The organism is Pseudomonas sp. BCA17 (assembly GCF_004519405.1).
In the GTDB taxonomy this organism is placed as follows: Bacteria; Pseudomonadota; Gammaproteobacteria; order Pseudomonadales; family Pseudomonadaceae; genus Aquipseudomonas.
Genome location: NZ_SGWI01000001.1, coordinates 465,086 through 483,792, shown reverse-complemented (window position 1 = coordinate 483,792; position 18,707 = coordinate 465,086). Strand labels below are relative to the sequence as shown.

16 protein-coding genes are annotated in these 18,707 nt (G+C 62.3%); all 16 read right to left on the bottom strand.

Annotated elements, in window-relative coordinates:
- Positions 1–13 precede the first annotated feature (13 nt).
- A complete protein-coding gene (locus EXW71_RS02145) occupies positions 14–775 on the bottom strand; it encodes a PIG-L deacetylase family protein (protein ID WP_134657397.1) in 762 nt (253 codons plus the stop codon).
- Positions 776–953: 178 nt separating this feature from the next.
- Positions 954–1,613, bottom strand: a complete 660-nt coding sequence (locus EXW71_RS02140) for a glycosyltransferase family 2 protein (RefSeq protein ID WP_134657396.1) — start codon at positions 1,611–1,613, stop codon at positions 954–956.
- Complete coding sequence (locus tag EXW71_RS02135; RefSeq protein WP_134657395.1) at positions 1,610–2,209, bottom strand: SAM-dependent methyltransferase; 600 nt, start codon at positions 2,207–2,209, stop codon at positions 1,610–1,612. Before EXW71_RS02135 ends, EXW71_RS02140 begins: the two co-directional genes overlap by 4 nt.
- Positions 2,206–2,964, bottom strand: a complete 759-nt coding sequence (locus EXW71_RS02130) for a PIG-L deacetylase family protein (protein WP_134657394.1) — start codon at positions 2,962–2,964, stop codon at positions 2,206–2,208. The genes EXW71_RS02135 and EXW71_RS02130 overlap by 4 nt, the downstream gene beginning before the upstream one ends.
- The gene (locus EXW71_RS02125) at positions 2,961–3,959 is read right to left on the bottom strand and encodes an acyl-CoA/acyl-ACP dehydrogenase (RefSeq protein WP_134657393.1); all 999 of its coding nucleotides are present in this window, start codon (positions 3,957–3,959) and stop codon (positions 2,961–2,963) included. The genes EXW71_RS02130 and EXW71_RS02125 overlap by 4 nt, the downstream gene beginning before the upstream one ends.
- 1 nt (position 3,960) lies before the next feature.
- Positions 3,961–6,120, bottom strand: coding sequence for a glycogen debranching protein GlgX (glgX, locus tag EXW71_RS02120; protein ID WP_134657392.1), 2,160 nt, complete (start codon positions 6,118–6,120; stop codon positions 3,961–3,963).
- 131 nt (positions 6,121–6,251) lie between these two features.
- Positions 6,252–6,518, bottom strand: coding sequence for a DUF2934 domain-containing protein (locus tag EXW71_RS02115; protein ID WP_123718510.1), 267 nt, complete (start codon positions 6,516–6,518; stop codon positions 6,252–6,254).
- 24 nt (positions 6,519–6,542) lie between these two features.
- Positions 6,543–9,293 (bottom strand): malto-oligosyltrehalose synthase, encoded by a 2,751-nt coding sequence (locus tag EXW71_RS02110; RefSeq protein WP_134657391.1) that lies wholly within the window; start codon positions 9,291–9,293, stop codon positions 6,543–6,545.
- A complete protein-coding gene (gene malQ / locus EXW71_RS02105) occupies positions 9,290–11,374 on the bottom strand; it encodes a 4-alpha-glucanotransferase (RefSeq protein ID WP_134657390.1) in 2,085 nt (694 codons plus the stop codon). The genes EXW71_RS02110 and malQ overlap by 4 nt, the downstream gene beginning before the upstream one ends.
- Positions 11,371–13,116, bottom strand: a complete 1,746-nt coding sequence (gene treZ, locus EXW71_RS02100; protein WP_134657389.1) for a malto-oligosyltrehalose trehalohydrolase — start codon at positions 13,114–13,116, stop codon at positions 11,371–11,373. The genes malQ and treZ overlap by 4 nt, the downstream gene beginning before the upstream one ends.
- Before the next feature lie 19 nt (positions 13,117–13,135).
- Complete coding sequence (gene glgA, locus EXW71_RS02095) at positions 13,136–14,689, bottom strand: glycogen synthase GlgA (protein ID WP_134657388.1); 1,554 nt, start codon at positions 14,687–14,689, stop codon at positions 13,136–13,138.
- A 482-nt stretch (positions 14,690–15,171) separates the two neighbouring features.
- Positions 15,172–16,125 carry a D-2-hydroxyacid dehydrogenase family protein gene (locus tag EXW71_RS02090; RefSeq protein WP_134657387.1) on the bottom strand — a complete coding sequence of 318 codons (954 nt, stop codon included), beginning with the start codon at positions 16,123–16,125 and terminating at the stop codon, positions 15,172–15,174.
- Between the two features lie 24 nt (positions 16,126–16,149).
- On the bottom strand, positions 16,150–17,151 hold the full coding sequence (locus EXW71_RS02085; protein WP_134657386.1) for an alpha/beta hydrolase: 1,002 nt from the start codon (positions 17,149–17,151) through the stop codon (positions 16,150–16,152).
- Between the two features lie 44 nt (positions 17,152–17,195).
- Positions 17,196–17,639 (bottom strand): YqaA family protein, encoded by a 444-nt coding sequence (locus EXW71_RS02080; protein ID WP_134657385.1) that lies wholly within the window; start codon positions 17,637–17,639, stop codon positions 17,196–17,198.
- Positions 17,636–18,082, bottom strand: a complete 447-nt coding sequence (locus tag EXW71_RS02075; RefSeq protein ID WP_134657384.1) for a DUF411 domain-containing protein — start codon at positions 18,080–18,082, stop codon at positions 17,636–17,638. The genes EXW71_RS02080 and EXW71_RS02075 overlap by 4 nt, the downstream gene beginning before the upstream one ends.
- Before the next feature lie 81 nt (positions 18,083–18,163).
- Positions 18,164–18,622 (bottom strand): SRPBCC family protein, encoded by a 459-nt coding sequence (locus tag EXW71_RS02070; RefSeq protein ID WP_134657383.1) that lies wholly within the window; start codon positions 18,620–18,622, stop codon positions 18,164–18,166.
- Positions 18,623–18,707 lie beyond the last annotated feature (85 nt).

The window sequence follows — 18,707 nt, the reverse complement described above, 5'->3', positions numbered from 1 at the left end:
GCCGAGTGGCTCGCTAGACAAACACAATCTCGTACGGCTCGCGCATCCGCTCCAGCAGCTCCTGGGCCAGCATCGGTGCCAGGCCAATTTGCGGGTCGCCGGCCAACTGGCTGGCGTAGGCGTGGGCGGCATGCAGTTTGCGCGCCACGCTCCAGCTGTCCAGGCGCACCTTGCGCGCGCGCTGCCAGGGAATCACCGCGCCCTCACGCGCCGGGCAATGCCAGGCCCAGATGGGCAGTTCATACAACTGCGCGCCCACCAGGCTGCACGCTTTGGCACTGGCACGGCCGACGGCGTCGTGGTCCGCGTTGCCGTCGTTGCGCCAAGTGGTCAATACCACGTCGCCGGGTTGCAGGTAGCGGGCGATGAATTGGCTCATCGGCTGTTCGCGTGCAGGCAGCGCATTATCGAGGAAGCCACCACGAATCCATTTCAGGCTGTGCAACGGCATGCCCAGGCGGCGCAGGGCTTCGACGCTTTCCTGGGGCCGCACCACACTCAGGCGCCTGGCCGGCCATACGTTGGAGCCGGGATGGCTGGCGCTGCCATCGGTGATGGAGATCAATTGCAGAGGGTGTTCGCGGGTGCTGAGCAGTTGCAGCAAACCACCACAGGCCAGGACTTCATCGCCGGGGTGAGGCGCAATCACCACCACGCGTGCGCCGGGCGGCACCAGTGAGGTCAGAGCGATGATGGGGATTTGCGCCAGCTGCGGCGCGCTGTTCCAGATTTGTGCGGGGCCGCGGCGGCCTTCGCTTAGGGAGGCAGGCTTCATTGGGGAGGTACGTCCTTGTCGGTTGATGCGGGGTCGTGCCCTGTCGATGGGACGACTCTCTTTTATTCATCTCAGGCTCCTGCGCTGAGTGCGCAGCGTTCCAACCCTGGAACGCTGTGCAAGGCGTTATGAGCATAGACAAGGATTTATCGCTTTCACATTTTGAAATGTCGTTTTTTTACGAAAACTGCAGCAGGCTTTTCAAATAGTCACCGAACCCGCCCTGGGCACGACAATCCAGGCGTGCGCTGGTGATCACTTGCGGCGAATGGCTCCAGGCGATGGAGGCGCCGCAGCGTTCGAGGTTGCGCACCAGTTGTACATCCTCATGGCACGCCAGCGGTTCGAAGCCGCCGGCTCGTACATAGGCATCGGCACTCACGCCCAGGTTGGCACCGTGGATATGCCGATGGCCGTCCCGGGCTTCGTACGCCTGGTGATAGCGAATCTGCGCCGCCGGGTCGAACCCTTCACTCCAGGCGTCCACGGTGACCGTACCGCACACCGCATCGACCCCCAGCGCCAACTGCGCCACCAACCAATCGGGGGCGACGCGGCTGTCGGCATCTGTGCAGGATATCCACCGTGCACCTTGATTGAGCAAGTGCCGCGCACCCACGCCGCGCACCTGCCCGACATTGCGCGCCTGCACTTCCAGGCTCTGCACCTGATACGCCTGGGCAATCGCTGCGCTGCCGTCGGTGCAACTGTCGAGCACCACCAGGATCTGTACTGCTTCGCCGAGCAAGCCTGGGTGACTGGCCGCAATCATCGCCGCCTTGAGGCATTCGCCCAACAGCGCTTCTTCGTTATGTACCGGGATCAAAATGCCAATCATCGCAGGCCCTCTTGGCTTGCTACCGAGGCGCCATCACGGCTCCACAGGTCGAGTAGAAAATCATCTTCGTGATGCTGTACCACACGGTGCATGCCCAGTCGCTGCTGGAGCAGGGCGTGTACTTGTTCGGCGGTCTGCGGGCATTCGTCGATAGGGGGTCGCCAGTGGCAGGCTAGCAGTTGGCCGTTGGGCGCCAGTGAGGCGAGGGCGCAGTCGATCAGGCGGCCTAGGTCATCCGCATCCAGGTAGTAGCCCAACTCGCTCAGCACGACCAATTCGAACTGGCCGGTCGGCCATTGTTCGGGCAGGCGACTTTGCTGCACTTGGGCATGGGCAAACGCCGACAGGCGCGTTTTGGCCAGGGCCACGGCCATCGCTGAGGTGTCGCAACACAACAGCTGATCGCAGCGTGTTGCCAGCTCGGCGCTCAATTCGCCGTTGGCGCAGCCGGGCTCGAAGATTGAGGTGTAGTGCGCCCGTGTGAGCACGGCCAGGGTCAGGGCCCGCTTGCGCCGCTCATACCAGCGTTGGCGAAAGGCCCACGGATCGTCGTTATCGGCAAACAACTGGTCGAAATATGGGGTTGCCACGCTCATACAAACACCACTTCAAAAGGTTGCAACAGGCGCTCCACCACATACGGCGCCAGCACCGGGCCGAGGCCGATCTGCGGGTCGCCCTCCAATTGGCTGGCGAAGGCGTGGATAGCGTGCCGCTTGCGCGCCACGGTTTCGGGGCTCAAGAGCACTTTGCGGGCACGCTCCCAGGGTACTTGACTGTCTTCAGGCGTTGCCCAGTGCCAAGTCCACACCGGCAACTCGAACAGGCTTGCACCGACGGCCTGGGCCGCTTGCGCGCTGGCACGGCCGACCGCTTCATGATCGCAATGGCCGTCTTCGCGCCAGGTGGTAAACACCACATCGGTGGGCTTGAGGTAACGCTGGATGAACGTCGCCAATTGGGCTTCACGCGCCGCGACCTGGCTGTCGGCAAACCCTGCGCGCAGCCATTTCAAACTGTGCAATGGCAGGCCAAGGCGGTGCAGGGCCTGGGCCGATTCCTGCGGGCGCACCACGCTCAGGCGTTCTACCGGCCAGCGGCGCGAGCCAGGATGACTGGCGCTGCCGTCGGTGACGGAGATCAGTTGAATGGGCCGGCCCAATTTGGCCAGTCCCTGCATCAGGCCGCCACACCCCAGCACTTCATCGTCCGGGTGAGGCGCGATAATCACGGCGCGATGGCCTTCAGGCACCAACTGCTCGACGCTGATAACCGGCAACTCAGCCAGCCGCGTCGATGCCTGCCAGTGATGCAATGGCGTGCCTTGGCCGACAATTGGATTGGGCTTCATAACCGCCACCTCCCTGAGGGTTCGCCTGCGACTTGCGCGCCCAAGGCGGCCAGGTCGCGTTCGGCATGACTTTGACGCACGTACACGGGCAGATCTGCGATCAGTTGGGCGAAGTGCGGGTCCTTGCAATAAGGCCCGGCACCCACGGCCCGGCCCACATGGTGGATCACCTGTTCAACGGTGTCCTCAATGCACGCGCGCGTCTGCTGAGCCAGCAGTCGCGCATCGGCGGTCGGCTGGCGGTCGATCTGTTCGGCACTGGCGCGCAGTACACAAGCGGCGCTGTTCAAGGCGCTGTCGACTGCACCGAGGTGGGCGAGGGCATGGGGCTCCGGATGTTTTGCGCACTGCTCACGCAGCACCTCGCCCAGGCGCTGTGCGGCGCCATACCAACAGGCGGCGATGCCGATCCCGCCTTGCCAGAAGCCCGGGCGCGAGAGGTAATCGCCGGGGCCTCCGACCGGGAGGCCCCGGGCTTCGCTGAAAACGATTTCGACACTGCCGGTGGCAGCCATACCCACCGCGTTCCAGCCTTCATCAGTCACCGTGATGCTGGGCTGATCCATTGCCACGGCGACCAATTGCTGACGATCCTCCTCATCCCAGGCGGTGAGTAACCCGTGGCTGACCACGGCCGCACCGGAGCACCAGGCCTTGCGTCCGTCGATCAGCAAACGGTGGCCATCGCGCCGCACCCGCACTTTCGCGTTGGGTGGCTCGGCGGCCCACATACCCCAGGTGCTACCCAAGGGCGGCGCGGGGCTGTGCAGTTCGGCAATGATCGCCAAGGCATCGGTGTGCCCTTCGAACAACTTGCACAGGCGCAAGTCGTGCCCCGCCACCTGTGCCAGGCAGCTGAAACGCGTTAACGTTTCGCCGCCGCCGGGCAACGGCAGCTGGTCCAGGCCTTCCTCCTGAAGCGCCCTCAGCGCCTGGCCGAGGGCCTGCGCATCCGCATAGCCCCGGTAGCCCTGAAGGAAGTGATGCAGCGCCATGTCACACCTCGCTTGCGCGCTGCAGTTCGAACAACAGCAGCGAGCGCCCCGTCACGGCGTACTCGTGATCGAAATCAAAGCGCTCCTGGCCACGCACAGCGATTTGGTTGGTATCGAGCAGGCATGTCCAGCATTCACCTTCAGGCACCGGCGGCAGGCGGAAATTGACCATGTCGTGGTGCGCGTTGACGACCAGCAGCAAGGTCGCGTCGGCACCTGGGCGGCGAATCCCGGTTTCCTGGGCGCGGCCATCCATCAGCATGCCCAGGCAGCGACCATGGCTGTCTTGCCATTGTTCAGTGCTCATTTCATTGCCATCAGGCGCCAGCCAGGTGACGTCTTTCACGCCGATGTCTTCGTTGTAATCGCCGACCAGGAAGCGGCCTCGGCGCAGGATAGGGTAGGCCAGGCGCAACTTGATCAGGCGCTTGACGAACTTGAGCAGGGATTTGCCGTCCTCATCCAGGTCCCAGTTGACCCAGCCGATTTCACTGTCCTGGCAATAGGCGTTGTTGTTGCCGTGCTGGGTCCGCGCAAACTCGTCGCCGGCGACGATCATCGGCGTGCCTTGGGCGAGGAGCAGGGTGGCGAAAAAGTTACGCATCTGGCGCAGACGCAGTGCGTTGATTTCCGGGTCTTCGGTGGGGCCTTCGACGCCATGGTTCCACGACAGGTTGTTGTTGCTGCCGTCCTGGTTGTTTTCGTCGTTGGCTTCGTTGTGCTTGTCGTTGTAGGACACCAGGTCATGCAGGGTGAAACCGTCGTGGGCGGTAATGAAGTTCACCGAGCTGTACGGCCGGCGACCCCGGTGGTTGAACATCTCGCCAGAGGCGGTCATGCGCCCGGCGAAATCCGCCAGCTGGCCGTCATCGCCTTTCCAGAACGCGCGCACGGTATCGCGGAAGCGGTCGTTCCACTCCACCCAGCCCGGTGGGAAGTTGCCCACTTGATAACCGCCGGGGCCGCAGTCCCACGGTTCGGCGATCAGTTTCAACTGGCGCAGCACCGGGTCCTGACGGCAGGCGACCAGGAAGCTGTGGCGTTCGTCGAAGCCGTCGCGGTAGCGCCCCAGGATCGTCGCCAAATCGAAGCGGAAACCGTCGACGTGCATCTCGTTGGCCCAGTAACGCAGGGAGTCAGTGACCATTTGCAGCACGCACGGGTGGCTCAGGTCGAGAGTGTTGCCGGTGCCGGAGTCGTTGATGTAGAAACGCTTGTCGTCGGGCATCAGCCGGTAGTAGGAGGCGTTGTCGATACCGCGCATGGACAGGGTCGGGCCGCGTTCGTTGCCTTCGGCGGTGTGGTTGTAAACCACATCGAGGATCACCTCGAGCTTCTGCTCGTGCAGGTGCGCGACCATCTCCTTGAATTCCGCGATCTTGCCGCTGGCGAGGTAGCGTGGGTCGGGGGCGAAGAACGCGATGCTGTTATAGCCCCAATAGTTGGTCATGCCTTTTTGCAGCAAATGCTGGTCGTTGACGAACGCATGCACGGGTAGCAGCTCGACCGACGACACGCCCAATTGGCGGATGTGCTTGAGCACATCATCTTCCATCAGGCCGGCGCAGGTGCCGCGAAGCGACTCGTTCACCGAAGGGTGGCGCATGCTGATACCGCGCAGGTGGGTCTCGTAGATGATCGTGCGGTCCCAAGGCACGCGCACCGGTTGGTCGTTGCCCCAGGTGTGCGCCGGGTCGATCACCTTGCACTTGGGTACGAAGGGTGCGCTGTCGCGTTCGTCGAAGCTGAGGTCGTCGTCGGGGTGGCCGATGGTGTAGCCGAACAGGGCTTCGGACCATTTGAGCTCGCCGACCAATTGCTTGGCATAGGGGTCGATCAGCAGCTTGTTGTGGTTGAAACGATGACCGTTGACAGGGTCATAAGGGCCGTACACACGGTAGCCGTAGACCAGCCCGGGATGGGCGTCGGGCAGGTAGCCGTGGAAGATCTCGTCGGTGTATTCGGGCAGCTCGATACGCTCAAGCTCCACCTCGCCGGAGTCGTCGAACAGGCACAATTCCACCTTGGTGGCGTTGGCCGAGAACAGCGCGAAGTTGACGCCCAGACCGTCCCAGGTGGCACCCAGGGGGAAGGGCAAGCCTTCACGAACTCGCGACGGCTCATTGCCCGGCGTCGATGGGGTCTTTTGGGATTTGCTCATTCAATGTTGCTCCTGCAAGGGTCTTTTTTCGGGCCGAACGAAACCGTGCCGACGAAGGTTCAGCTGAGAAATTTGAAAGTGAGGTCACCTCCTGCCGTTGCGCCGGCAGAAGGCTTATGGCGTTACAGCGGTTACGGCTTGGGCTTTTTCGGCGCTGCTGGTTTTTTTGCCGGCGGCGGGGTCGGCTTGCTCGCAGCCGCGGGTTTGGCTTTTGCCGCCGGCGGCTTGGGCGCAGCCTTTGGCTTGGCGGCCGGTTTAGGCTTGCTTGGGGTCAGTGCTTCGGCTTCCGCCAACTTGCGAGCCATCTCCCAGTGACGCGCGTCTTCGCCGTGAGGCTTGCCTTCAGATTCCCAGATCTGATGCGCCAGTTCGCGTATGCGTTTGTCTTCAGTACTCATCACAATGCTCCTCGCAGAAAATTTTCAGCTTTCTTGATCATCAGGATTGATAAAGACATTGACCGGGAATCCCCCCAGGGCAGTGCTGATCAACAGCTCCTTGTTTGGTGTGACTACGCCCGTTTGAAAAAGTCCCTTCCAGTTTTGCGTTGTGCCGGTAAACGGTAATTTCACTCGCGTATCGCCCCAAACCTGCGCAGGGATGTGAGGCAGATCACTGTTTTCAAGCAGCCGATGGGACCAGCGTGGCACCACCACCAGCACGGTTTTGCCTTGGTGTTCGCGGTAGAACGCGACCACATGTTCAGCGTGGGTGCCGCAGACTTCCAACGGCGTGTAGTCGCCCTGGCTGAACACTTCGGGTTGGGCCTTGCGCAAGGCCAGTACCTGGGCAATCAACGCTTGTTTGATACGCCCATCGCGCCAGTTGGACAAGCTTTCGATGATGTCCGGTGGTGCTTGCAGCGCCCGTTGCCGTGCGCTGAAATCCACCGGGCGACGGTTGTCCGGGTCCACCAGGCTGAAGTCCCAGAACTCATCGCCCTGATACAGATCCGGTACCCCCGGCACGGTAAGCCGAAGCAAGGTTTGCGCCAGGCCATTCAAAGCACCAGCCGGCGCTATTCTCTGGGCGGCCGCAGCCAGCGCCGTGCGCAACGGTTGACCTTCAGGGGTGAGCAGCAGGCGCGACAGGAAGGCTTCAACACCTTTCTCGTAGGCATCGTTCGGAGCGCTCCAACTGCTCTGCAACTTGGCCTCGCGCAGGGCTTTCTGTTGCCACTGCCAGAGCCGTTGCCGGTAGCCCTCAAGGTCAGGGTTGGCGTCCAGCGGCCAACTGCCCAGCAGCACCTGATAGAGGATCAGTTCATCGCCGGCCGAGGGGCAGTTGCCATCCTCCCGCAATGGCGCGGCCAGGCTGCGCCACTGCTCCACCTGCTCGGCGTACCACTGCGCGCACTCACTGATCACCGCCAGGCGCGCTCGGCTGTCTTCACCGCGTTTATGGTCATGGGTGGCGGTGGCCAGCAGGTTATCGGGAAAGGTCTGCAAACGTTGCTGATTGACGGCATGGAAGTCGGCCAGTGAGGCGCTGAACTGCTCGGTGCTGAAGCCAACGTCGTTACGCGAGAGCAACACTGCCGAACGATAAAACGCGGTGTCCTCCACAGCCTTGGCCGCTGCCGGCGAGGTCAGTTGCTGGAAGCGCACGCACGCATGCTTGAGCATCTTGCGCTCGCGGCCGCGCGGGCGATTGCGCCATGGCTGGCCGCCCAACCAGGCTTCCAGGTGATCAAGTACGGGCCAGTCGCCTTCACTCAGGATGCCGCGCGCGCCGGACAAGGCTTGCTGGAATACGCGGTCATCTTCCGGGCTGCGGCCCTGGGCGCTGATGTAAGTGCGGTACACCGGGAAATGCACGATCAGCGCCTGCAGCGCACGGCGGATCGCGCCCAGCGTCAGGTCTCGCGTCATCACATCGTCGCGCGCCACTTGCAGCAGCGCCTGGGCGACGCTTTCAAAGTCTCCGGCCAAAGAGCCGTTGAGAATCTGCTGGCGTGCCAGCCACGCCTCTTCAATGAATGCCGAAGGGCGCTCGCTATGGCGCGTCCACAACTGTGCCAGCGTTTCGAAACCCTGCGGGTCGTGTTGCAGCAGCGACAGTTGGTTCATGAATTCGTAGCCGGTGGTACCGTCTACCTGCCAGTCCTGGCGCAGGGTTTCCCCTTCGCCGAGGATCTTTTCCACGAAGATCGGCACATGCCGTCCGGGCGCCAGCGCGTCTACGCGACGGCGCAACTTGCGGCAGTAGCCACGAGGGTCGGCCAGACCGTCGACATGGTCGATGCGCAAGCCATCCACCAGACCCGCGCTGATCAGTTCGAAGATCTTCGCGTGGGTGGCTTCGAACACGGCGCTGCGCTCGACGCGCAGGCCGCCCAGTTCGTTGACGTCGAAGAAGCGCCGCCAGTTGATGTCGTCGGCGGCGGTACGCCAGCTGGCCAGGCGGTAAGTCTGCTGTTCAAGCAACGAGTGAAGTTGCTCGAAGCCCTCGGGTGTGCGGCCGTCGAAGGCTCCGAGCCGCTGTTCGATGGCCGGCAAGACTTCGGTTGCCCGCTCGGCAAGCACTTGCTTGAGCCCGGCCGCTTCGCCGTAGGCATCGTCCTGATAGGCGAGGGCACTGAAACGGTCGGCCAGCGGCTTGAGTGATTCATCGGTGCCGAGAATCACGCCATAGTCCCGCGGGCAGATCGGGAAGCGATGCTCGTAGTGCTCGACATAGAACGCGCCGTGTTCCGCGTCGAAGTGCAGCGTCAGCGTGCCGCTTTGCAAGGCTTCGCCGTAGTCGCTGCCGAGAAAGGGCATCAGCAGTTGGCCCTTGAGCAGCGGATCGGGGGAGTGCCACTGGATATCGAAGAATTCGCTGTAGGGGCTCAAACGGCCCCATTCCAGCAGGTCCAGCCACCAAGGGTTGTCGGCGCCGCCCACGGCCATGTGGTTGGAGACGATATCCAGGATCAGCCCCATCCCATGCTCACGCAGTGCGGCAACGAGGCGGTGCAGGGCCGGCTCGCCGCCCAGTTCGGGGTTGATGCGGGTGGGGTCGACCACGTCGTAGCCGTGCATCGAGCCGGCGCGGGCGCAGAGCAATGGCGAGGCGTACAGGTGGCTGATGCCCAGGCGGGCGAAGTAAGGCACCAGCGGCACCGCATCATCCAGGGTGAAACCTTTATGAAATTGCAGGCGTTGGGTAGCGCGTAGAGACAGTTCTTTCATCGGTCACGCTCGTAGGCCTGATTACGCGCCACGGCCAGCAGCTCGAGGCGGCGGGCGGCGCCCGCGTTGTCGAGCAGGCTGGACGCTTCACCCGGAAGGCGGCGGCGCCAATTGGGGTGGGTGTCGGTGGTGCCGGGCAGGTTGGCTTGTTCTTCCATGCCCAGCGCGTCTTCCAGGGGCAGCAGCACCAACGGCGCACGGGTGTGGCCCAGGTAGCGCACGCTGGCGTCGATCATATGGTCGGTGTCATTGCGGATCTCATCGACGAAGTTCTGCGGGTCCTGGCTCAGGGCCTGACGCAATGCCTGGCGTTCGCGCAGGCGGTGTTCGCTCCACTGCTCGACAGTGGGGGCGTCGATCAGGCCCAGTTGGATATTCCATTCGATGTCGCGGCTGTGCCACCAACCATTGAGGGTGGGCAAATCGTGGGTGCTGGTGGTCGCCAGGGCGTTATCCGGCCAGTCCAGAATCGGTTTGAATTGGCCCTCGTGATTTTGTTCGAACAAGAGCACGCGCATGCCGAGAATCGAGCGGCCGATGAGTTTTTCGCGCAGGCCGTCGGGCACGGTGCCCAGATCCTCGCCAAGGACGATGGCCTGGTGGCGGTGGGACTCCAGGGCCAACAGGCGCAGCATGTCATCCACCGGGTAATACAGATAAGCGCCTTCACGCGGTGACGCGCCGTTGGGGATCACCCACAGGCGCTGCAGGCCCATCACATGGTCGATGCGCAAGCCGCCGGCATGCGCGAAATTGGCGCGCAGCATCTCGATAAAGGCCCGGAAGCCGTTGCGTTTGAGGCCCTCCGGTGAGAACGCCGAGATGCCCCAGGCCTGGCCCGCGCGGTTGAGAATGTCCGGTGGTGCCCCCACGGTGAGGTCGGCCAGCAGTTCATCCTGACGGCTCCACGCCTGGCTGCCGCCGCCATCGGCGCCCACCGCCAGGTCAGCGATCAGGCCGACACCCATGCCGCTGCCCCGGGCGGCTTGCTGAGCACGCTCCAGGCTGCGGGCGATCAGCCATTGGCAGAAGGCGAAATAGCCGATCTCGTCGTGGTGTTCCTCGGCGAACTGCGCCAGGGCAGGGCTTTGCGGCGTGCGCCAGTCCTGCGGCCAGTGGCGCCAGTCGAGGTCTTCGCCGACGGCGGCGCGCACCGCTTGTACGGCTTCGAAGCGGCAGTGATTTTCCAGGGACTCGCCGCCTGACTGGCGGAAACTGAGGAAGTCGGCGTGCTGCGGATGCTCGCCCTGGCGAAAGTCTTCATACAGCGTGCGCAGTAACCGTTGCTTGGCACGGGCGGCGGCTGGCCAGTCGATCAAGGGCAGTTGTTCAAGGGCGTGCAGCTCGTCCGCCAGTCCGGCGGCCTCGATGGCGTTGCGCACTTCACGTTCGCCCAGGATGCACGCCGGCGAGGCATACAGGCTGTTGAGAAACAGGCGGCTGGACGGTGAGTAAGGGCTGTAGCGTTCGGGGTCGGCGCTGAACATGGCGTGCATCGGGCTGATCGCCAGGGCATCGGCACCGCGCTCGGCGGCGGAGCGCGCCAGGTGCTCCAGGGCCAGGGTGTCGCCGAAGCCGCCATCGCCGAGGCGTCGCAGGCCATACAGTTGGGCGCTCAGGCCCCAGGCGCGGGCAGGGCGGCTGTCGACCGCCTCGGCCACGCTGTAGCAGTGGGTGGGCGCCACCGCCAGGGTGAAGGTCTGGTCGTCGATGTGTACAGAGTGGTAGCCCAACGCGATGATGCCTGGCAGCACGGCGTTGCCGTCGAGGCGCAATTCCAGGGTTTCACCCTGTTCCAGGCTGACGCGGCAGGCAGTGTCCGGGGCAAAGTAGCGCGCCAGGTCCAGGCCCTCACCGGAGTCGATGGTCATGAGTGGAGGCAGGTGCTTGTCTTGTTGCACTTGCTCAATCGCCAGCAGGCTGGCGTCGATCTCGGCATCGGTGTCGGCCGGGTGGCCAAGGCCTTTGAGCACGGCGCGCAAGGCGTCGGGTTTGACATGTTGCTGGCGGCCGTTGGCGTCGATCCAATCGACGGCCAGGCCTGTGCGGCTGGCGAGGATTTCCAGGTTCGCTTCGCTCAAGGGTGCTCTCCAACAGGGGTAAGGAAGACGCGTGCGCTGAAGGGCGCCAGTTGCGCGCCCTGATCGGCCGGCGTTTGGAAAAGACAGGCATGCGGCGCCGCGTGTGCAAGGGGCTCGGCGCTCAGGTTGAGGTCGATTTGCAGCAGGCTGCCGTTGCCCAGTCGCCAACGGGCGCTGACGGCACCCTCTGCCAGCACCCGCGCGCCCAGGGCCACGCAGCCGGGCAAGTGGGGCGCGATATGTTGGTGACGAAGGCTCAGCAGTTGGCGGTAGAGCTGAGTGTGTTCGTTCTCGGTAAACGAAGGTATCGAGCGCTGGAAGGTTGCCAGGGCGTTGGGGTCGGGGATCTGCTCACGCTGTTCGGGATCATTGAAGGCGGCGAAGTCGGCAAACTCATTGCGCCGGCCCTCGCGCACCGCCTCGGCCAGCTCACCGTGATGATCGGTGAAAAACAGGAAGGGTTCTTCGGCAGCCACCTCATCGCCCATGAACACCAGGGGAATCATCGGTGACAGCAGCAACAACGTGGTGGCGGCTTTCAGAGCCTGGGGTGTGCACAGTTGATGCAGGCGCTCACCCAGAGCGCGATTACCGATCTGGTCATGGTTCTGCAGAAACAGCACGAAAGCGCTGGGCGGCAAATGGCCGCTGGGCTCGCCGCGGGACTTGTCATGCCGCGTGGGCTGCCCCTGGTAGATAAAACCTTCGCTCAGGCAGCGCGCCAACTTGGCGGTGGTGTCTGCAGCGAAGTCGCTGTAATAGGCGTCGGTTTCGCCGGTGAGCAGCACATGCAGGGCATTGTGGCCGTCGTCGTTCCATTGGGCATCGAAATCATGCTCCAGCAGATTGGCCTGGTTGTGCTCGTTTTCAAGTACCAGCCACACCTGTCGGCCAAGGTCGACCTGCTCGCGTACACGCTGCGCCAAGGCTCGCAGGAACCCGGGATTGTCGATGGCGTGCACGGCGTCCAGGCGCAAGCCGTCGAAGCGATATTCCAGCAGCCACATCAGCGCGTTATCGAGGAAGAAGTCTTGTACTTCCCGACGATCGAAGTCAATGCCCGCGCCCCATGGCGTGTGCACATCCTCTTGAAAGAATGCCTTGGCGTATTGGCCCAGGTAATTGCCGTCGGGGCCGAAGTGGTTGTAGACCACGTCGAGGATCACCGCCAGGCCGTGTTCATGGGCGCTGTCGATCAGGTGCTTGAGTTGTTCGGGGGTGCCATAGGAGGACTGCGGTGCATAGGGCAGTACCCCGTCGTAGCCCCAATTGCGTTCACCCGGGAATTGCGCCACGGGCATCAGCTCAATCGCAGTGAAGCCCAGTTCAGCCAGGCGTGGCAGGTGTTTTTCAACGGCGGCGTAGCCACCCAGCGCACCGACGTGCAGCTCGTAGATCACGGCCTCATGCCATGGTCGACCTTGCCATTGGCTGTTCTGCCAGGGATAGGCGAGCGGGTCGACGACCACGCTCCAACCGTGGACATCCGAGGCTTGAGCCCTGGACGCCGGGTCGGGGACATCGGCTTCACCGTCGACGTTGTAGCGGTAGCAAGTGCCCGCCGGGCACTTGGCTTCTACTTCGAACCAGCCGTCTGCCTGGGGCAGCATGGGGATGGATTTTCCGTCTTTGAATTCAACACTGACATAAAATGCGTCTGGCGCCCACAAGGCAAACTGCGTGTGTTGCGCGTCCAGCATGATTGCGCCGTGGGGCCAGGTTTCCAGAGTCCATGACGGCATCTGTGGATACCTCACTTGATTATTTAGCCGATTTCCCCAAGGACTTGGCCACGAGTTGTTCGTACAGCTCGGCGTAGGGTTCTACCGCTTGGCACCAGTTGAACGGTTGGGTCATAGCACGGCTGCGCATGGCGTTGAGCAAACCGGGGAAGGCAAAGACCTTGAAGGCGCGGGTAAGGGCGGCCTTGTAGCTGTCCACCGTGGATTCATTGAACAGGAAGCCGGTTACGCCATCTTCGATGGTGTCAGCCAGGCCGCCGGTATTACGCGCCACCGGCAGTGAGCCGAAGCGCTGGGCGTACATCTGGCTCAGGCCGCAGGGTTCATAGCGGGACGGCATCAGCAGGAAATCGCTGCCGGCGAACATGCGGCGGGCGTCGGTTTCGTTAAAGCCGATACGCACGCCTACCTGGCCGGGAAACCGCAGGGCCAGTTCGCGCATGGCCTGTTCTTCCTCCGGCTCGCCACGACCGATAATCGCTATCTGACCGCCATTTTCAACGATAAAGCTGGCAACGGCTTCGGTCAGGTCCAGGCCTTTTTGATAGACCAGGCGTGAGACCACGGCAAACAACGGGCCGGTGGACTCGTGCAGGCCGAACAGTTCGCGCACGTGCGCTGCGTTGATGGCCTTACCTTCCCAGTCGCCAATATTGAAGTTGTGGGTCAGGTGCGGGTCGGTAGAGGTTTCCCAGCTTTCATCAATGCCGTTGGGGATGCCACTGAGCAAGCCTTGTTGGGTCTTGCTGGCTAAAAAGCCATCCAGGCCGCAACCGAATTCGGGGGTGGTGATTTCCTGGGCGTAGGTGGCACTCACCGTGGTGATATGGCTGGAGTAGGCCATGCCCGCCTTGAGGAACGACATCTTGCCGTAGAACTCCATGCCTTCCTGTTGCAAGGCATGGGGCGGAATGCCCAACTCCGGAGTGGAGGCCAGGCTGACGACGCCCTGATAAGCGAGGTTATGAATGGTGAACAGGGTAGGCGTGCGTGAACCGCGCCAGTGCATATAGGCCGGCGCCAGGCCCGCCGGCCAGTCATGGGCGTGCACCAGGTCAGGGCACCAGTGGATTTGCGCGAGGTTGGCCGCGATGTCGGCGGCAGCCAGGCCCAGGCGGGCGAAGCGGATATGGTTGTCCGGCCAGTCACGGCCATTATTGGCGCCGTAGGGCGTGCCTTCACGTTCGTAGAGCTCGGGGCAGATCAGCACGTAGATGACCAGCCCGTCCTTGAGGTCCATGCGCCCGATTTTGCATGGCGGCAGTGCGGCGTGGCCACCCAGCTCGCCGATGATATGGATCGGGTTGTCGCTCTCCATCACCTGCGGATAACCCGGGATCAACACCCGCACATCGTGCAAATGCGCCATGGCGCGGGGCAGGGCAGCGGACACGTCACCCAGGCCACCGGTTTTCACCAGATCGGCGAATTCTGAGGTAACAAACAATACTTTTTTTCGATTGGGATTCTGACTCACCACCGGCCGCACGGTGTTGATGTCAACCAAGGAGCTCGCCCCGCCGATTGGCTGACTAACACGTTCTCCCTGAATACTTGAAACGGCACTGATCATAGTTCTCTCCACGTGTTGGGTCGCCTGGTGGCCCGCTGCCACTAGCTTCGATGACCGCATCCTGCGGCCACGCGCACAAGCGCTGTACAAATCTGGCAAGGCTTATGCCAGTTGCGCGGTTGGCAGAAATAGATTGGATGGGCGGGCATCGGGGTGTTATCCACTTTGCTCGCCGTACCTTAAAACTTGACCAGTGGCCGAGTTGGAAAGTTTAGATTTTTTGCGGGGTTTTTGTTTTGGAACGGACCCATCGGTTCTGAGTTTAGGACAGATCCCAGAGCCTGTAGGGTTTTCAGGAAGATTTTGTAGGACAAAAAACTTGTAACCACAAATGCGCAGGTTATGAGCAAGGAGGGGAGCAGGCTTGCGTTGCGCTGGAGTACGCCCCTATACGGTCGCCTGCTTCAAGGTGATGCGGGATTTGGGGGCGCTACACGCCCCAGTACTGGGCAAACCCGCTCACCGGTTTGGTGCGCACAGCGTCAGCCCAGCGCGCGGATGGGGGTTCCGGCAGCCCATGCCTGCACATCTTCGATCATCTGTTGATAGAACTGCCGGTAATTCTGCTCGCTCACATAGCCGATATGGGGCGTGGCCAATACGTTCGGCAGGTGGCGGAACGGATGGTCCACCGGTAGTGGCTCTTCGCCGTACACATCCAGTGCCGCCCCGGCCAGTCGGCCACTTTCCAGCGCGGCTACCAGCGCCTGCTCATCCACAATCGGCCCGCGTGCGGTGTTCACCAGGCGTGCGCTCGGCTTCATCCAACTCAGCGCCTCGGCGTCGACCAGGCCGCGGCTGCGGTCGCTGAGTACCAAGTGAACGGTGAGGATGTCAGCTTGCTCAAACAGCGCCTGCTTGCTGACCCAGGTCACGCCGCACTGCGCAGCCCTTTCCTGGGTAAGGTTTTCACTCCAGGCGATGACGCGCATACCGAACACCTGGGCAAACTGCGCGACTTTCTGACCAATGCTGCCCAGGCCGAGAATACCCAGGGTTTTGCCATACAAGTCACCGCCCAGGCCGACTTGCCAGCCGCCGGCGCGCAGCGAGTTGGCTTCGGCCAGCAGGTTGCGAGTGCTGGCCATGATCAACGCCCAGGTCAATTCCGGCGCCGCCTGTTTATAGCTGTCGGTGCCGCACACCTGAATGCCCAGGGCCTTGGCGGCGGGAATGTCGATAGCGGCATTGCGCATGCCGCCGGTCACCAGCAGCTTGAGATTGGGCAGGCCCTGCAGCAGCGCCTTATCGAAGAGGGAGCGCTCACGCATCACGCAGATCACTTCAAAGCCCTTCAAACGCTCGACCATCGTGGCAGTGTCCGCCGGGTAATCGTGGAGGAAGTGCACCTGCCCAACCGACGACAGCACCGACCAATCCACCACACCACTGGCCACATTCTGCCAATCATCAATGACTGCTATCTGTAACGACATTCACCGTGCCTCGATCAAGTGGGATTAAAGGGCGCTCAAACCCTGTAACAGCGCTGCGTGAAATTGGGCCGGCTCCTCCATTTGCGGTGCATGCCCCAGCCCGGGGAATTCCACCAGGGTCGCGTGGGGAATCAACTTGGCCACCTGCTTGCCCAACACGGCGTAATTGCCGATCTTCGCCTTGACCGGCGGGGGCGCAAGGTCCTTGCCGATCGCGGTGGTATCGGCGGTGCCGATCAGCAGCAGGGTAGGCATCTGCAAGTCTTTGAACTCGTAGTACACCGGCTGGGTGAAGATCATGTCGTAAATCAACGCCGAGTTCCATGCGACCTGGGTATGCCCCGGGCCTTTATTGAGGCCGGCGAGCATATCCACCCAGCGGTCGTATTCAGGTTTCCAGCGGCCGACGTAATAGGTGTCCAGCTCGTACTTGCGAATACCCTCCGCGCTGAGTTTCAACTCGCGCTCATACCATTGGTCGACACTGCGATAGGGCACGCCCAGTGCCTTCCAATCTTCCAGGCCGATGGGGTTGACCAAGGCCAGTTGTTCGGTTTGCGCCGGGTAGAGCAATGCGTAGCGGGTTGCCAGCATGCCCCCGGTGGAGTGGCCGAGGATAGTGGCTTTTTGAATGCCCAGCTTTTCCAGCAACTGGTGGGTGTTGATTGCCAATTGCTGGAAGCTGTACTGGTAGTGATCGGGCTTGCTGGAGGTGCAGAAGCCGATCTGGTCCGGCGCGATCACCCGGTAGCCGGCGTCGCTCAGTGCCTTGATCGAACCTTCCCACGTGGCGCCGCAGAAGTTCTTGCCGTGCATCAATACCACGCTGCGCCCGTTGGCGCGGCCTTTGGCCGGTATGTCCATGTAGCCCATTTGCAGGTTTTTGCCTTGGGACTGGAAGTCGAAATGTTCTACCGGGTACGGGTAGTCGAAGCCTTGCAACTCAGGCCCGTAGGTGGCGGCAAACACCGGGGTGGCAGCAAGCGTGAGCAGGCCGGTAATGCAAACAGCGCGGATGAGAGGCATGAGACGGGCTCCGGATACGATGCCCGGATGCTGTTTGGAGGGGATTAAGTGGGGATTAACACCCACTGCAAGGTCAGCGCTGCGAGCACACCGTAGCGTATGCCTTTGGCCAGTGTCACCAGGAGCAGGAAGCGCCACAGCGGCTCGCGCATGACGCCCGCGACCAAGGTCAGCGGGTCACCGATAATCGGCACCCAACTGAGCAGCAGCGTCCAATGCCCCCAACGCTCGTAGTGGCTGCGCGCTTTGTCCAGTTGTTGGGCGCTGACTGGAAACCAGCGCCGCGCCTTGAAGTGTTCAACCCAGCGGCCCAACCACCAGTTCACCACCGAGCCCAGTACGTTGCCCAAGGTGGCGATGCCCAGCAGCAGCCACAGGCTGTAGTGCCCGCTGAGCAGCAGCCCGACCAATACCGCTTCGGACTGCAAAGGCAACAGGGTCGCGGCGCCAAAGGCCGCCAGGAACAACCCCAGGTAACCCGCGATCATCGTGCTGGGTAATCAGCCACTACCACATCGTTGCCGTCCCGGGTCAGGCCGATCACTTGATAGGCTTCGCTGTGACCGTCGACTTCCATACCCGGTGAGCCCAGGGGCATGCCGGGTGCGGCGATGCCGAGCAGGTCGTCACGTTTGCGCAGGGCCATCACCTGTTCGGCGGGCACATGGCCTTCGACGAACTTGCCGTCGATCACGGCGGTGTGGCACGAGCCCAGGCGCGGTGCCACGCCCAAGCGTTGTTTGACGGCACTCATATCGGCTTCGACGTGGTCGTTGACCTTGAAGCCGTTGCTTTCCAGATGACTGATCCACTTTTTGCAGCAACCGCACTGAGCGTCACGGTGCACGTCAATCGGGATCAGGTCGGCCGCTTGGGCCAGGGTGGTGGTGAACAGGGCTGCAAGCAGGGCCAAGCGCAACGGGTTTTTCATTGAGGTGCCGTCCAATACCGGGTGATGAGCCGCGCATTCTCCCTGCTTTTTCTGTTGGGACGTCGTTGTAATGTTTCTAAATTATACGAAGGACGGATCTTCCAGCCGGTGCTTGAGCCGGTCGAGCGCAGTGGCCGACAGCTGGATCATGCGCTCACGCAAGCTGGTCAACTGCAATTCGGTTTCATAGGTCAACACGCGCTTGAACAGCGTGCCGCCTTGATGCGGCGCCAGGAAATAGTGAATGGAGCCGTCAACCGCCAGAGACGTGAACACGGTCTTGAACTCAGCGGGCGCACGGGCGATCTGTACCCGGTAGCTCAAGGGGACACGCACGCCCAACAGGTCGATGATTTCAGTGAAACGGACGCCCGCAGGCAGTGAACCGGTGATACCGGTTTCGGCGCTGAGTGAGGTGGGGTGCCATTCGTGCCAGCGATCCGGCTGGGTGACGTAGTCGTAAACAAGGTCGATGGGGGCGTGAATGAAACGTTCCTGACTGATCAACTCCAAGCGGACCGAATGCTCAGCAGCGTGCATGACACACCTCCTGTGTGGCGGGAATTTGCACTAGGAGTTGTCAGAATAGTCCCACTCCCGCGCATTGCACGGGAGTGTTCCAGTG